The organism is Nakamurella sp. A5-74 (assembly GCF_040438885.1).
Taxonomy (GTDB): domain Bacteria; phylum Actinomycetota; class Actinomycetes; order Mycobacteriales; family Nakamurellaceae; genus Nakamurella.
This window is the reverse complement of record NZ_CP159218.1, coordinates 4,551,845-4,567,696: the sequence shown is the minus strand read 5'-3', so window position 1 is coordinate 4,567,696 and position 15,852 is coordinate 4,551,845. Positions and strand designations below refer to the sequence as shown.

Annotated in this window: 12 protein-coding genes; 5 read left to right on the top strand and 7 right to left on the bottom strand. The window is 69.5% G+C overall.

All coding sequences use genetic code 11. The features are described from left to right. Positions 1–16: 16 nt before the first annotated feature. Together ABLG96_RS21005 and ABLG96_RS21000 are read right to left on the bottom strand one after the other, a co-directional pair. Positions 17–715, bottom strand: coding sequence for a response regulator transcription factor (locus ABLG96_RS21005; RefSeq protein WP_353649247.1), 699 nt, complete (start codon positions 713–715; stop codon positions 17–19). Then, complete coding sequence (locus ABLG96_RS21000; protein WP_353649246.1) at positions 712–2,016, bottom strand: sensor histidine kinase; 1,305 nt, start codon at positions 2,014–2,016, stop codon at positions 712–714. The genes ABLG96_RS21005 and ABLG96_RS21000 overlap by 4 nt, the downstream gene beginning before the upstream one ends. 208 nt (positions 2,017–2,224) lie before the next feature. On the opposite strand from ABLG96_RS21000, the gene ABLG96_RS20995 reads away from it, so the two are divergent. After that, the gene (locus ABLG96_RS20995) at positions 2,225–3,628 is read left to right on the top strand and encodes an NAD(P)/FAD-dependent oxidoreductase (RefSeq protein ID WP_353649245.1); all 1,404 of its coding nucleotides are present in this window, start codon (positions 2,225–2,227) and stop codon (positions 3,626–3,628) included. Between the two features lie 56 nt (positions 3,629–3,684). Here ABLG96_RS20995 and ABLG96_RS20990 read toward each other — a convergent pair whose 3' ends face one another. Next, positions 3,685–4,533 carry a sigma-70 family RNA polymerase sigma factor gene (locus ABLG96_RS20990; RefSeq protein WP_353649244.1) on the bottom strand — a complete coding sequence of 283 codons (849 nt, stop codon included), beginning with the start codon at positions 4,531–4,533 and terminating at the stop codon, positions 3,685–3,687. A 78-nt stretch (positions 4,534–4,611) separates the two neighbouring features. On the opposite strand from ABLG96_RS20990, the gene ABLG96_RS20985 reads away from it, so the two are divergent. Together ABLG96_RS20985 and ABLG96_RS20980 are read left to right on the top strand one after the other, a co-directional pair. Continuing rightward, positions 4,612–5,262 (top strand): carboxymuconolactone decarboxylase family protein, encoded by a 651-nt coding sequence (locus tag ABLG96_RS20985; RefSeq protein WP_353649243.1) that lies wholly within the window; start codon positions 4,612–4,614, stop codon positions 5,260–5,262. Between the two features lie 17 nt (positions 5,263–5,279). After that, on the top strand, positions 5,280–5,804 hold the full coding sequence (locus ABLG96_RS20980) for a polyketide cyclase (RefSeq protein WP_353649242.1): 525 nt from the start codon (positions 5,280–5,282) through the stop codon (positions 5,802–5,804). Between the two features lie 307 nt (positions 5,805–6,111). Here the strand turns inward: ABLG96_RS20980 and ABLG96_RS20975 are convergent, their stop codons facing one another. After that, the gene (locus tag ABLG96_RS20975; RefSeq protein WP_353649241.1) at positions 6,112–6,912 is read right to left on the bottom strand and encodes a TetR/AcrR family transcriptional regulator C-terminal domain-containing protein; all 801 of its coding nucleotides are present in this window, start codon (positions 6,910–6,912) and stop codon (positions 6,112–6,114) included. Between the two features lie 106 nt (positions 6,913–7,018). Between ABLG96_RS20975 and ABLG96_RS20970 the strand changes: the two genes are divergently transcribed. After that, positions 7,019–8,521 (top strand): MFS transporter, encoded by a 1,503-nt coding sequence (locus ABLG96_RS20970; protein WP_353649240.1) that lies wholly within the window; start codon positions 7,019–7,021, stop codon positions 8,519–8,521. A gap of 597 nt (positions 8,522–9,118) precedes the next feature. Here ABLG96_RS20970 and ABLG96_RS20965 read toward each other — a convergent pair. Continuing rightward, positions 9,119–10,510: an MFS transporter gene (locus ABLG96_RS20965; protein WP_353649239.1), complete on the bottom strand. Its 1,392-nt coding sequence runs from the start codon at positions 10,508–10,510 to the stop codon at positions 9,119–9,121. Between the two features lie 54 nt (positions 10,511–10,564). On the opposite strand from ABLG96_RS20965, the gene ABLG96_RS20960 reads away from it, so the two are divergent. Beyond that, the gene (locus tag ABLG96_RS20960) at positions 10,565–11,194 is read left to right on the top strand and encodes a TetR/AcrR family transcriptional regulator (protein ID WP_353649238.1); all 630 of its coding nucleotides are present in this window, start codon (positions 10,565–10,567) and stop codon (positions 11,192–11,194) included. A gap of 160 nt (positions 11,195–11,354) precedes the next feature. Here ABLG96_RS20960 and cydC read toward each other — a convergent pair whose 3' ends face one another. Then, a complete protein-coding gene (gene cydC / locus ABLG96_RS20955) occupies positions 11,355–14,837 on the bottom strand; it encodes a thiol reductant ABC exporter subunit CydC (RefSeq protein ID WP_353649237.1) in 3,483 nt (1,160 codons plus the stop codon). After that, positions 14,834–15,847, bottom strand: a complete 1,014-nt coding sequence (cydB, locus tag ABLG96_RS20950; RefSeq protein WP_353649236.1) for a cytochrome d ubiquinol oxidase subunit II — start codon at positions 15,845–15,847, stop codon at positions 14,834–14,836. The genes cydC and cydB overlap by 4 nt, the downstream gene beginning before the upstream one ends. Positions 15,848–15,852 lie beyond the last annotated feature (5 nt).

Below are 15,852 nucleotides of genomic sequence, written 5' to 3'. Positions count from 1 at the left end.
GGTGCCGCAGGACCGGTCAGTCCCGGCCGCGCCGTACCAGGCCAGTCTCGTAGGCGCGGATGACGACCTGAACTCGGTCCCGCAGACCGAGTTTGGCCAACAGCCGTCCGACGTGCGTCTTGATCGTCGGCTCGGCCAGGAACAACTGGGTGCCGATCTCGGTGTTGCTCAGACCGCGAGCGATCAGCAGCATCACCTCACGCTCCCGGTCGGTGAGCTGAGCGATGTCGGGCAGTTCAGTCGGGTCGGCCATGTCCAGGTCGAGCGTCGGCACCACGTGTTCGAGCAGTCGGCGGGTGGTGGACGGTGCGATCACCGCGTCGCCGGAGTGCACGGCCCGGATCGCATCCAGCACATCCTCGGCCGGCGCGTCCTTGATCAGGAAGCCGCTGGCGCCGGCCTGCAGCGCTGCGAAGGCGTGCTCGTCCAGATCGAAGGTGGTCAGCACCACCACCCGGGGACCGGACGGGTTGCGGGCCAACAACTCCCGGGTCGCCGTCACTCCGTCCATCCGCGGCATCCGGACGTCCATCAACACCACATCACAGCCGGTGGCGGCCAGCAATTCCAGCGCTGCCGCACCATCTCCGGCCTGACCGACCACTCGCATGTCGGCCTGACTGTCCACCACCATCGCCAGCCCGGTACGGACCAGTTCCTGGTCGTCGACCAGGACCACCCGGAGCACGGCGGCGGGGTTCGGCACGTTCGTCACTCCTGCGTCTTAGGGGTGCTGGACACAGCGACCGAATTGCTGCGCACCAACGGAATCCGGCCGGTCACCCGGTAGCCGTCGTCGGCGGCCGGTCCAGCGCTCAGCGATCCGCCCAGCAGGGTCAGCCGTTCGGACATTCCGACATGGCCGCGACCGTGGATGGACGAGCCGACCGTCGGTGGCGGCGGCTGGCCGGTGTCGGTGACCTCCAGGGTCAGATCCTGCTCGCCCCAAACAATCCGGACCTGGGCGCGGGCACCGGCGCCGGCATGTTTCACCACGTTGGTCAGCGACTCCTGGACCAACCGATAGGCGGCCAGATGGGCGGCCCGGTCCAGATTGCGCGACCGGCCGCTGACGTCGAGCGACACCGGCAGGCCGGACTCCCGCACCCGGTCGACCATCTGGGTGATGTCGTCGATGGTCGGTTGCGGCTGCGACATCTCCTGGGGATTGTCGGAGCGCAGGACTCCGATCAGCGACCGCATGTCCTGCAACGCTTCTCTGCCGATGTCGGCGATGGTGCGCATCACCTCGGCGGCCTTGGCAGTATCGGTGGCTGCGACAAACCGGCCGCCCTCCGCCTGCCGGACCATCACCGACAGCGAGTGTGCGACCACATCGTGTATCTCCCGGGCAATTCTGGCCCGTTCGTCCACCGCCGCCTGTCGCACCTGGTCGGCCCGGTCCTGCTCCGCCCGTCTGGCCCGTTCTGCCAATCCCTCGATCTGCGCCAGCCGCCACCTGCGGAATGCTCCCAGCGCCCACATCGACAGCACCGTCGCCAGCAGGGCAGCGACCACGAACAGGGTGCCGCCCCATTGGCCGCCCGGCGCGGTGTCTGCGAAGGTCGGCGCGGTGACGAACCGCACCGTCACCGCAGCGGTTCCGATCATCCCGACCAGCAACGACATCCGCGGCCAAGGCGATGGCGCTCTGGCGCTCACCGAGTAGGCACAGAGTAGGTAGGCCAGACCGGCCGGCAGCAGCGTCACCGGGTAGGCGGTGCCCTCGCCGCCGGACTGCAGCGGGACGATGGACAGCGCCGCCTCGCCGGCGACGGCCAGGACGAACGCCGGGACCGGCCTGCGGCGTCGACCGGAGACCGCGAGGTGCAGGACGGCGAAGGCAGACAGGGTGAGCAGCAGGTAGCCGGTGGGCGGCGGGTCGGCCGTCACGGTGAGGACCGAGACGGTGCCGGCGGTGGCGGCCAGCGCGATCGCCAGCGCCACGTCCGTCGCGTACGGGCGATCGCGGGCCCAGCGGTAGACCCGCTGCACGTCGTCCGCCGCTGCACTCACGTCTCGACCCTAGGGGCGGCGGAGCCGGTGCGCCGTCATCCGCAGGTATCGGTGGGCCGATCCGGAGGTGTCGGCGCGCCGCGGTGGAGTGACGAAAACGTCATCCATAGGGACGGTGCCGACGATGCCGGCGGGCGATGCGTCGCCCCCGGCGGCGGACGAACGTGGGGGGAAGCGGTGAGAAGCTCGCCGAGACAGGAGACCTGAGATGACTGAAATGAATGAGCACACCGTGCACATCCGACCGCGGATCGTGATCGTCGGCGGCGGATTCGTCGGCTACACCGTGGCCCGCACCCTGGGCAGGAAGCTGCGGCCGGACGAGGCGGACGTGGTGCTGATCGATGCCACCGGAGTGATGACCTACCAACCGTTTCTGGCCGAAGTGGCCGGCGGTCTCGTCGAGCCCCGGCACCTGGCGATCCCGCTGCGGCAGGTGCTGCCGCACGCCAGGGTGGTGACCGGTCGGGTGACCACCGTCGATCGGCAGGCCAAGACGGTGCTGGTGACGCTGCCGGATGGCACCGGCTACTCGGAGGAGTACGACCAGCTGGTGATGGCGCCTGGTGCGGTGCCGCGGACCCGGCCGATCCCCGGGTTGGCTGAGAGCGCCGTTGGCTTCGGTACTCTCGCCGATGCCAGCTATCTGCGGGATCGGGTGCTGACCCGGATCGCGCTGGCTGCCGACACCGACAATCTGCCGACCTTCCGGCGAGCCCTCTCCTTCGTGGTGATCGGCGGCGGCTACTCCGGGGTGGAGGCGGTGGCCGAATTGCAGAACCTGGCCACGGCGGCAATCAAGCGCTACCCCAACCTGAAGCCGCGGGACATGCGCTGGGAACTGATCGAGGCCGGCGAGGAAATCATGCCCGAGCTGCCGCCGAGGCTCGGCGAATACACCCGGCGCCGGCTGACCAAGTCCGGCATCACCGTGCGGCTGACCACCCAGGTGACCTCGCTCGAGGACGGGATGGTGACGCTGTCCGATGGGAAGCAGTTCGCCGCCGACACGGTGGTCTGGACCGCGGGCGTGCGGGCCAACCCGCTGCTGGCCACCCTCGGGGTGCCGGTCGATGCCAGGGGTCGGCTGCAGTGCAACCCGTTGCTGCAGGTGCAGGGTGCGCCGGGGATCTGGTCGGCTGGTGATGGTGCCGCGGTACCGGATCTCGCTGCCGCGGCCAAGGTGCGGGACAACGGGGCCACCATGCCGCTCTGCGGGCCGACCGCGCAACACGCGGTGCGGCAGGCAAAACGGTTGGCGCGCAACATTCTTGCCATCATCCGCAATCGGTCGACAGGCGACTACCGGCATCCGGACGCCGGTTCGGTGGCCAGCCTCGGACTGCACCGAGGGGTCGCCCGGATCTACGGCATCCCGATGCGCGGCATCATCGCCTGGTTGTTGCACCGCTGCTACCACCTGATGATGGTGCCCACTTGGGGCCGCAAGGTCCGGGTGGCCGCCGGTTGGGGTGCCGCGCTGTTCGGTCGGCGGGACCTGACGCCGCTGCCGGCCGGTGGCTGGACGGTGAACCTGTCCGGAATGCCGGTCGGTGTCGAGCAAGACGTCCTCTTGGCTGCAACCGCGGTCGTCCGGCTTCACGCGGGGTGACCGCGACCACCGGGTCTCATCCGTTGCCGGGTTGAGGGATCAGGAGCGGCTCGCCTTCATGTTCGGATCAGCCGCTGAACGCGGTCGCGGTCGTTGAAGACGTCGACGTTGACGATCCTGCCGTCGGTAACGGTGAACGCCAGGACCGCGAACGGGATGTCCCCGTCGAACGCGACCACGCCGGCCGCGCCGTTGATCAGGGCTGGACGGACCGTCGACGCCCAAGCGCGTGCCGCGACCGCGCCCCGGGCGACGCGGTCGGCGCCGCGCAGCTCGGTCACGCCATCCCGGCCGTGGGCGCGCAGTATGACGCTCGGGTCGAGCACCGCGACCAGTGCGGCGATGTCCCCCTGCCGGGCGGCGGCGAAGTATGCCTGCACCGCGGCCCGCTGGATCGCCGGGTCCGGGTCTGCCAGTGGTGCGGCGTCGTGCACCTGGCGCCGGGCGCGGCTGGCCAGCTGCCGGGTCGCCTGCGGTGAGCGTTCCACCAGCGGCGCGATCACCTCGAACGGCACCGAGAACATGTCATGGAGCACAAAGGCCAAGCGTTGGGCCGGGGACAATGTCGCCAAGACAACCTGGAGGGCAACGCCGACCGCGTCGGCCAGCAACGCCTGATGTTCTGGGTCGCCGGTGGTGTCCAGTGACACGATTGGCTCGCCCGCCGGATCCAGCGGGTCGTGGCGACGTCGACCCCGGAGCATGTTCAGGCAGATCCGGGAAATCACGGTCGTCAGCCAGCCGTCAAGGTTCTCGACCGACTCGGCGTCGGCGCGCTGCAGCCGAAGCCAGGTCTCCTGAACGGCGTCCTCGGCCTCGCTGAGCGAGCCGAGCATCCGGAAGGCGACGCCGGTGAGTCGGGAGCGCTGCCCATCGAAGCCCTGGGCAAGTTCGAACGAACGCATCTGTCACATCTTGGTCTTGTCGGGGGTCATGTCCAGTAGACCCGACACAACCACCGTATGTGACAAGGAGCAGAGCAGATGGCACGAATCGAAGGAGTCCCCGCAGGCCAGGCCAGCCTGATGACGAAGCTGGCGTACCGGTTCGGGCCGAAGATGATGGAAAAGCTCACCGGCCGCGCACCGCAGACCGGCACCGGACTCGAGCCGATGACGATCTGGGCTCACTCCCCGAAGATGATGATGGCGATGGGCAAGTTCAACGGCCCAATGCGCAAGGGCAGCTCGGTCCCGCAACGCCTGCAGCACCTGGTCGAGCTCAAGGGCGCAGCGATGATCGGCTGTGAGTACTGCACCGATCTCGGCTCGCAGATCTGCCGCAACTCCGGGTTCAGCGACGAGGAACTGCTGGCCATAACCCACTACAGCACGAGCAAACTGTTTACCGCCCAGGAGAAGGCCGCGCTCGACTTCACTGTCGGTTTCATGCGCACCCCGGTGCAGATCAGCGACCTGGTCTTCGCCACCGCCCGGCAGCACTTCTCCAACCAGCAGCTGGTCGAGATCGCCGGGCTGCTGACAGTGGTCAACCTCGACCGTTTCAACGCGGCGTTCGGGATCGGCTCAGCCGGGTTCAGCCAGGGCATGGTCTGCGTGCCCCCTGAGCGCTCGGCCGAGTGTCTGTCGGAACTCCATGGCCTGACCACGGACGGCATCCGCCCCGGACAGTAACGACACGAGGAGAGCATGTGATTGGTGATCGGTGGGGCGTGACCAACGATGAGGTCATCCGCCACTATCCGTGCGACGACGTCGTCTCGGCCCCCGTTCTGCAGGCCTGGCGCGGCGTCACCGTCCATGCCACACCTGACGACATCTGGCCGTGGGTCAGTCAGATCAGGCTCGCCCCGTATTCCTACGATCTGATCGACAACCTCGGACGCCGATCACCGCAGGAACTACGCGATCTGGCCGACCCCGCCCCCGGCCAATGCTTCACCATCGCCTGCGGTCGCCCCTCCGGGCGTATCCTGACCGTTGATCCCACGACACAGCTGACCGGCCAGATCGGGGGCGCCACGATGTCCTACGTGCTCGCACCATCCGGCGAGGCGACCCGTCTGCTACTCAAAGTCGTTGTCACGTGCGACCGTTGGCTGGCCCCACTTCTATCCGTCGGCGACCTCATCATGGCGCGCCGGCAACTGCTCAACCTGAAACGGCTTGCAGAACACCCGACCAGAAAACCGCGCACCTGGGGCGACGACCGGTGAGGGAACGGTCTGCGGTGACGGTTGCGGCGGCCGGCGGTGACGAAGATCAACATCAACTTGGTCACCGCAACGGGATCGCCTGCCGAGACGACCGCGCCGATCTCTGCGAGTCGCTCGCCGTACCGCACAGATGTGAACTGAACGGGTTCAACCAGTCGATGCAACACCGGCTTGTTGAAGTGACAACAGATGCTCGTTGAACGCCTCTGCTGGGGTCTTCCATCCAAGGGCCTTGCGGGGCCTGGTGTTCAGGGCGTGGTGACGGTCATCGGTCTGCTTCACCGAGAAGTGTTGCGACGCAACCGGATCACCCCTCGGGTGGCGGTTCGCCCATCCGCTCGGCGAGCTTGTCCACCCCGGCGATCATCAGCTCGATCCCGAACTCGAAGCGCTCCTGGCCGTCGCCCGCCATCAGGTCGTCGACGTGCGCAGAGACCGTCGGGTACCGATCCGCCGGCATCTGCTTGAAGTAGGCGCCCAGCGATACGAAGAACTCCTGCGCCCGTTGCTCGGTGGTGCGGGTGTCTGCAGGATCGGTCGCCCGGAAACGTTGTCCGTAGAGCCAGCCCTCGAAGACGTCGGCGCCGATGTAGAGGGCCAATCGATCCAGTAACTGGGCCGCCAGGGCGCTGGGCACACCACCGCGCACCATCGCCGCGAACAGGCGCTCCGCGATGTCCATCCCTGCAGTACTGGTGGGGATCGTCGCGAAACTGAGCCGGGCCAGATCCTGGTGGGCCGAGTACAGCTGCTGGGTGGCGCGCGCCCAGTCCCGGACCAGCTGCCGCCAGTCGTCGTCCGGACCGGGAGGGAGCCGGAGGTTCGCCAGGACGGCATCGTGCGCCAGGGAGAGCACCTCGTCCTTGCCGGAGACGTAGGCGTACAGGCTGGCCGCGCCGGTGTCGAGATCGGTGGCGATCCTGCGCATCGTCACCGCCTCCGTGCTCTCCGCGTCGACGATCGCCAGTGCCACCGCGACGATCCGCTCGCGACTCAGCGAGGCCCGCGGACGGGCGACGGGGGTCGGACTGTGCCACGGCGGAAAGGGGAACCCGGATTCGCCCGGGGCCACGTCCCAGCCTCGTCGCGGGGTTCTTCCTGGGCTCATGGGATCGATCCTAGCCAGTCACGAACAGTGTTCTTGACAACGAACGGCGTTCGCGCGTAGAACATTGTTCGTCGATCGAACAGTGTTCGCAATCGGGAGGACCGCCATGAGCTCGACCACCACCAACGACGATCCCGGCATTCCGGCCGTCGCCGACTCCGCCTACCGCTGGCGATGGGCCGCGCTCTGCGTCGTCCTCGCGGCCGAGGTGATGGACCTGCTCGACGCGCTCGTCACCTCCATCGCCGGGCCGACGATCATCACCGACATCGGCGGCAGTGAGAGCTCCATCCAGTGGTTGTCCGCTGCTTACACACTGGCGATGGCGGCCGGTCTGCTGATCGGTGGCCGGCTGGGCGACATGTTCGGCCGCAAGCGGATGTTCCTCATCGGCATGGCGGGGTTCACCCTGGCCTCCGGACTCTGCGCGACCGCCACCTCGCCCGGCATGCTGATCGCGTTCCGGGTGGTCCAGGGCCTGCTCGGCGCGATGCTGCTGCCCCAGGGTCTCGGCGTGATCAAGGAGGTCTTCCCGCCGCGTGAGGTGGCAGCGGCCTTCGGTCTGTTCGGCCCGATCATGGGCTTGTCCGCCGTGGGAGGACCGATCCTGGCCGGCTGGCTGGTGAGCGCGGATCTGCTCGGGCTGGGTTGGCGGTCCATCTTCGCCATCAACATCCCGATCGGTCTGCTCGCGCTGGTCGGCGCTCTGCGTTTCCTGCCGGCCAACCGGCCGCGCCGCGACCTACGGCTCGACGTGCCCGGTCTGCTGCTGGCTGCCGGCGGGATGTTCCTGTTGGTCTACCCGTTGGTACAGGGCCGCGAACACGGCTGGCCGGCGTGGTGTTTCCTGATGCTGGGCGCCGCTGTCGTCGCACTGGTGTCGTTCGGCCTCGTCGAGCGTCGGCGGGACCGGACCGGTCGCTCGACCCTGGTGGTGCCCAGTCTGTTCGCCAAGCGCGCCTTCACCGGTGGGCTGGCCACCGGCCTCGCCTTCTTCAGCACCCTGATGGGGACGTCGCTGGTGCTAACCCTCTTCGTGCAGCTGGGACTCGGGTTCTCCCCACTGAAGGCGGGTCTGACGGCTCTCCCGCAAGCCCTCGGGATGATGGCCGGTTTCGGCATCGCCCAGGCATTGAACTCCCGTCTGGGTCGGCGCCTGATGCTCATCGGCTCCGCGATCATCGCCGCCGGCATTCTCGGTTTCGTCGCAACCATCGGCTGGGCCGGCGACGGCATCGGGATCTGGTCGTTGGCGCCGGCGTTGTTCGCCGTCGGCATCGGGATGGGAATGACCATGGCCCCGTTCTTCGACATCGTGCTGGCCGGTGTCGACGACGACGAGAGCGGCTCGGCCTCCGGGACGCTCACCGCCGTCCAACAGGTCGGCGGTGCGATCGGTGTCGCGGTCCTGGGGACGGTCTTCTTCTCCGCGCTGGACGGGGCTGACGCCGCCGGTCGGGTCGGCGCGTTCGGACACGCGGCCCAGACGACGATGTGGGCAGCTGCCGGCCTGATCGCCGTGGCCTTCGCGCTGACGTTCCTGCTGCCGCGGTTCGCCCGCCCCCAGCACGCCGATGGAGTCGACCCGGTCGAGGTACAACACGGCTGACGGCTGACGGCTGACGGGTGACCAGGCTCGCGGTCGTGGCGACCTTCGTGCCGGCAATCGAACTGTCGGCAGCGTTCTACGCAGAGGTGGTCGCGCCGCAGCTGACGGGTGTCGTCCACTGCGCGGCGCTGCTGGGATGGGGATCCGACGTGTTGGGGTACGACACTTCACGCTCGACCGACCACGGCTGGGGCCCGCGACTGCAGATCTTCACTGATGAGCTCGACGTCGTGCTCCCCCTCCCCGAGACGTTCCGCAGCATCCCCGTGCGATTCGGCCATGACCGTGTCGCGCCTCGATCCTGGGTCGACGTCCTGCCGCTGACAGCAGTACGGAGCAACTCGCCTGGTACCCCGACCAACTCTGGCGGTGGCTGCTGGCCATGGCCGACACCGTGGCCGAAGCGCTGCACGGGTCCGTCACCGACCCGACGCTGCAGGAATGGCCCCGCATCGGCTCGATCGACCAGGTCGTCGACAACACCGACGTGCTCTCCGACCCCGCCCAGTTCCGCCGTCTGGCCGGGCTCTACCGGGGCGGCGGAGAGTCCGTCCGAGGGGTGCCGTTGTCGCCGACCCTCCCGGCCGGCAACGAGGCTCACTCGGTGGAGGGACGACCCGGTAGGCGCAGGGCGTTCACGGCGATGGCGAGTGCGGTGGCCGCCAGGATGGCGAAGACCGTCGCGAACGGCGGCGCTCCGTCCGGACCGATGAGCAGACCCATCACCGTGACGCCCGCCGACGCGAACAATTGCACGACGATGAACAGGGCCGTTGTTCCTTGGGCGATCCTGGCCTGCGGAAGAATGCGGTAGACGCTGGCGAACATGGGTGAAGCGACGCTGCCGAATCCGAGCCCGACCACGAGGGTGACGGTCATCGACGCCCACAGCGGGAGCAAGTGGGCGGTGATCGCAAGTACTCCGAAGCCGACCGTCGTGATCAACCCGCCGACGGTCACGATGCGCCGGGGCCCGATCCGGTCGCTCCAGCTCCCGGCGTTCGACATCGAGACGATGAGACCGAGCCCGAGCGCTGCCGTGAGCAACCCGCGACCGAGTCCGGTGAGCTGGAAACGACTCTCGGCGAGCAGGGGGTAGATCGTCAGCTGCGAGTACATGAGGAAGCCGACGCCGGCCATCCCGACCAGCGCAGCCGCGAAGGACGGCGTGCTCAACAGTCGTAGATCGAGCACCGGAGACCGGGTGGTCGTCAAGGCGTGGACCACGTACCCGACGAGCACCATCGCACCGAAGGCACCGACGATGACCTGAGCAGCTGCGGATCCGTCCGCCGATCGGTTGACGACCCACAGCACAGCGACGAACCCGCTGGACAGCAACACCATCCCGCGGATGTCCGGCGCGGACGGAGGACCCTCCGCCACGGCGCGGGCGGGCGCCGGCACCCATCGGAGTGCGGCCAACAGGATGAGAACACCCAGCGGGAGATTGATCAAGAAAGTCAGGCGCCACAACCCGTTGTCCGCCAACAGGGTTCCCAGCAACGGACCCACCACCGGGGCGATGTTGATGATCAGGGAGAACCGACCCATCACCCGACCCACCTGGCTCCGCGGTGCCAGGGCAGCGGCCACAGCAAGCGCGGCCGGCTCCAGCAAGCCGCCGCCGAATCCCTGGATCACCCGGAAGGCGACCAGGCTGGCGACATCCCAGGCCGCACCGGTGAGCAGTGATCCTGCGACGAACATCCCGAGACCGACGAGGAACACGGTCCGGCCACCGTATCGATCACTCGCCCAACCCACGAGAGGCAGTGCGGCGCCCGCGGCCACCAGATACCCGGAGGTGACCCACACGATGGTGGCGATGTCCGTGGCGAAGGATTCGCGGAGCACCTCGAGGGAAGCGGTGACTGCAGTTCCGTCGAGCACGGCGACGAATGCAGCCGCCCCCAGCACTGAGATGAGCACCTTGGTGCTCCGATCCAGGCTGTCGGCTCGACGCAGATCCTGTTCGTTGACTCTCATGAGAGTGAACTTAACTGTACGGTGTAGTTTGATCAAGTCCCGTATGATTCAACCATGGTCACAGTGAGCGCGCGCCGGGTGAGCATCGACAAGCGCCGCAGCATTCTCGCCGCGGCGGCTCCGGTGTTCGGCGAGTTCGGGTACGAGCGCTCCAGCATCGACGCGATCGCTGCCGCGGCGGGGGTGTCCAAGCCGACGATCTACAGCCACTTCGGAAGTAAGGAACAGCTGTTCAGGGAATCCGTCGCCGACTCGGCCCGGACGCTCAACGCCGACTCGTTGACGGCGGTGCATGCGCTCGACATGCGGCCGGCCACCTGGCGTTCCGGCCTGGAGAAGCTGGCCCTCGAACTCTCGGGCTGCCAGCGCAGTGAATGCGCGAGCGCTCTCAATCGCCTGGTCAATGCCGAGGTGGGCCGTGACCCGAGCGTCTTCAGAACAGTCAGGGCAGCAGGCTACGAACCCATCATCCAGGCACTGGCGGGGCGGCTGGCCATGTTGGGCAACGCCGGTCTGCTCAAGGTCTCAGACCCCGTACTGGCCGCCAAGCAGTTCTGCGCGCTCATCCACGTGGATCTTCCCGACCTGACCGCACTGGGCACCCAGCCAGTGGCCGATTCGGTGGTGCGTTCGTCCGTGCTCACGGGTCTCGAGACGTTCCTGCGGGCGTACCGGGTCACCTGATCGGGACTGCCCCACCCCGGCGCTCTGGCATCACTGCCGAGTGTCGACGTTCTGGGGATCCGATCGCACCGAGCTGAGCCGGCCCCGGGGAGTTGTCCCTCGACCAGGCTCAGGCCGCCGGCGCAGTACACCCTGAAAACTGTTCGGACACAACGACAGATCACACCGTGAGCGCCACCTGCTGCAGGTGCAGTGTGGTGTCTCCGGGAGCCGCGAGTTCGTCGTCGTGCGTCACGCAGACCACGACCCGGCCGGCCAGCGCTGTCCGCAGATCACGCACCAGGGCCCGGGCGGTCGGTGCGTCCAGGTGAGCCGTCGGCTCGTCCAGCAGGACGACGTCCCGGTCCGCCAGCAAAGCCCTGGCGGCAGCCACGCGGCGACGCTCGCCACCCGAGAGGGACGACCCGCCGGAGCCCACCGGGGTGTCGAGTCCGGCCGGCAGGTCGGCCAGGAACCGCCCCAGTCCGGCGGCGGCCATGGCCGCGGTGATGTCCGCATCGCAGACCTCGCCCCGGGGCCGGGCAACGGCCAGATTGGACCGCAGCGAGGAGGCGAAGACATGCGACTCCTGGGGTAGCCAGGCCATCGCCGCGCGCACGTCGTCACCCCGGATCCGGTCGGCGGACACCGGGCCGCGCGCCCCGCACAGTCGGTAGTCACCCGCGCTCGGCCGCAGCGAGGCCAGCAGCACGGCCAACAGCGTCGACTTACCGCTCCCCGACGGACCCCTGACCAGCAGCCAGCCATCCACGGAGGCGTCGAGATCGACGCGGCGCAGCACGTCGGGTCCCATCGGCCAACCCGCCGACAGCTCGTGCGCCGTCAGCGCGGTCACCGGCTCCGGAGCCGGAACGGGATGCGCCGGCTCGGCTGCCACCGGTGCGGTGAGCACCGCGTCGATCCGGGACCGGACGTCGCGCCAGGAGCCCCGGCGGTGCAGGGCACCAGCCAGCCCGGTGAGCGGCTCGAGCAGCGCCAGCGGGGTGAGCGTCAGGACGGCGACCACCGGGCCGGTCAGTCCTCCCGACCAGGCCAGCGTTGCGGCCACCACCGCAGCCAGCCCGGTGACCAGGGAGATCACCCCGGAGCTGAGCGCGCCCGCCCGTACCCCGATGCGCCGGGCAGCACCCTGCTCGTCGACGAGTGTGCGCAGCTCATCGAAGGCGGCGCTCGCGACCCCGTGCACGCGCAGATCGCCGGCGCCGTCCAGCACCGCGGCGCACTCTCGGAGGGTGCGCACCCGCTGGGTGGCTGCTGCGCGTTCGGCGCCCGCGTCGACCCGGCGGTACAGCAGGGCGATCGCTCCGATGCCGCACAGCACCATCGCCAGGACCGCTCCGGCCACCGGCGGGGCCAGCAGCGCCAGGGCGCCGGTACTGATTCCGACCGTCGCGGCCGCCACCAGCGGTGGTGTCAGCACCCGTACCGACAGGTCCTGCAGCAGGCCGACGTCGCCGACGATCCGGCCCAGGGCTCGCCCCGGCGTCCGTTCGGCGGCGATCCCCTGTTCGGCCAGGGCGGACCACACCCGGACCCGGGTGCGTTCGGCCAGCGTCAGGGCCGCCTCGTGCACCGCCAGTCGTTCCCACCAGCGCAGGACGGCCCGACCCAACCCGCAGGCGCGCACCCCGACGATGGCCAAGAGCAGGGTCAGGACGGGTGGCAGTTCGGCGGCGCGCACCACCAACCAGCCCGACAACGCAGTGAGTGCCACCCCGGCCAGGCTGGTCAGGGTGCCCGCGGTCACGGCGAGTACCAGTGCGCGACGCGGCAGTCCCAGGCCTTCCGTGCGCACCACCCGGACCCTGGGCGGGGTGTCGACTGCGCGTGCATCCTCGGAATCGTCGGCTGACGCAGCGGTCGGGGTCGATCGGCCTACGGATCCTGCGCGGTCGGAGCGGGTTCCGTCACCGTTCGAAGCAACTGCTGCGTCGGCGCCGGGTCCTGGCAGCGCACCGGGTACGTCGATCACCCGATCGGCCAACCGCAGCAGACCCGGATCGTGGGTGACGAGTACGACGGCGGCGTGTGCCCGCATCCGGTCCACCACCCGGACCAGCCGGTCGGCCGACGCGGCGTCCAGGTGTGCGGTGGGTTCGTCGAGCAGCACGAGGGTGGCACCCAGCTCCACCCGGAGCAGTGCTCGGGCCACCGCGACCCGCTGCAGCTCACCCGGCGACAGGGAGCTGCAGCGGCGATCGGCCAGGTGGGCCGCCCCCACCCGGACGAGCGACGTTGCGACCGCGCTGCGGATAGAAGTGCCTGCAGCACGAGGTATTTCAGTCGAAGGAGCCGAGTGGCGGAGCAACTCCCGGGTGACGGTGTCCCCGGTGGTGCGCGGGTGCTGCGGTGCCGCGGCCACCAGGGCGGGTATCCCGGAGACCGTGCCATCGACGACCGCGTCGGCAGGGAGCACGCCGGCCAGGGCGCTCAGCACGGTGGACTTCCCGCAGCCGGACGGCCCGGTCAGGGCGACCACCTCGCCGGGTCGGACCTGGAAGGAGGTGCTGGGCAGTGCTGCCCTACGCCGGCCGGGGTAGGACACCGCGAGCTCCGAGACGGTGAGCAGCTTCAAGGACCCAGCAGCTCCACCCTCCGCGCTCAACGGGTCGTGGCCCCGAGGGTGTCCGGTCGCAATTGTCCTTCTCGGGGGGAACTCGGGGGGTGTCCCCCCGAGCGTCGGCGTGATCGGGACAGCCAGCACTGCGCGGGCATCGGCAGCGGCCTGGCCGGCGTCGGCGCTTGCATGGAAGGCCGCCCCGAGAGCCCGCAGTGGTGCGAAGGCCTCGGGAGCCAGCAGCAGCACGGTCAACCCGACCGCCAGCGTGAGGTGTCCTTCCAGCAGCCGGAGCCCGACCGTGACCGCGACCAGCGCCACCGACAACGTGGCGATCAGTTCGAGCACCAGGGCCGACAGGAACGCCAGCCGGAGCGTCGCCATCGTCGTCCGCCGGTACCGCTCACCCAACGTGCCCAGCGCCGCGGCCTGATCGGCCGCCCGCCCCAGCCCGGTCAGCACCGGGAGCCCGCGCACCAGTTCGGCGACGTACCCGGCGATCCGGTCCAGCGTGCGGGCCGCAGCCGCGGTCCGGTCGGCGGTGAACTTCCCGACCAGCACCATGAACAGCGGCACCATGGGCAGGGTCACGGCGACGAGCGCCGCGGACAGCAGATCGGCGCTGGCCAGCACGAGCAGCAAGACCGGGGGTACGACGAGAGTCTGGGCCAAGGCCGGCAGGTAGCCGGCCAGCGCCGGGCCCAGCTCGTACAGCCGGGTGGTGACCAGCACTGCCGCCGGTCCGGAGCCACCGGCCGCGGTCACCGCCGCCGGGGATCCGGCGAAGTGCTGCAGCAGGTGGCGGCGGAGCGCGTCCTCCGCGCGGCGGGCATCGCGGGCGGCGACGATCTCGCCGAGCGTGCCGGCCGCTGCCCGCAGCAGGGCGCCGGCGGCGGCCAACAGCAGTGGTGTCAGCGGCGACGAGCCGTGCACGATCCGGGCGATCGCGGACGCGAGACCGGCTGCGAGCGCGACGACCCCGATCGTCTGGACGAGCGCGACGACGGCCCCGCGGACCAGCATCGCTCGGACCCCGGGGACCCCGTCGAGCGGGGCGAGCGGACCCCGGGCCGTGCCGTCGCTCATGCCGCGGCCGGCTCCGCAGCGTGCACCGGCTCGGCGACCAAGCGTCGGCGGAACACCCAGTAGGTCCACGCCTGGTAACCGATCACCACGGGCAATCCGAATCCGGCGACCCAGGTCATCACCGTGAGCGTGTAGTGGCTGACCGCCGCGTCACCGACCAGCACGTCGAAGGCCGGATCAATGGTCGAGGGCAGCAGGACGGGGAACGCGGCCGCGAAGATCGTTGCGGCACAGGCGATCAGGACCGTCGCCCAGGCAGCGAACGCCTGCCCCTCCCGACCGGACCGCAGTCGGGTCCAGGCCACCACCACCGAAGCCGCGGCAACCAGAGCGATGATCCCGGTCAGCATCGTGCCCGAGCGCAGCTGGACGAACCCGGCCCAGGCCAGCAGCGGGACCGACGCCACCAGCACCCAGCGGCGGGCGAACGTCCGCGCCCGCAGCCGCAACTCACCGTCGGTCTTGAGTGCCAGGAAGATCGCGCCGTGCACTGCGGAATAGGCCGTCACGGCGATTGCTCCCAGCAGCGCCGGCCACGACCAGCCGGAGAACGCCCCGCCGACCCGCACCCCGTTCGCCCCGACGGGCAGGCCGAGGGTGGTCGCGCCCAGGGCCGCCCCGATGCCGGCGGCGGCGACCAGCGAGCCCGTGGTGATGACGCGGGTCCAGGCGTCGTCCCAGCGGGGGTCGTGGCTGGAGTGCCGCCACTCGAAGGCGACGGCGCGGACGATCAACCCCAGCAGGACGATGACGAACGGCAGATACATCGACGGCAGCCAGGTGGCATACCAGCCGGGGAACGCCGCGAAGACGGCGCCGACGGCCGTCACCAACCAGACCTCGTTGCCGTCCCACACCGGGCCGATGGTGCGCAACATCAGGTGCCGGTCCGCGCGGGTACGGCCGAGCACGGGGAGCAGGATCGCCACCCCGAAGTCGAACCCCTCCAGCAGCAGGAACCCCGTCCACAGCACGGCGACGGCGACGAACCACAGGGTCGTCAGTTCCATGGTGA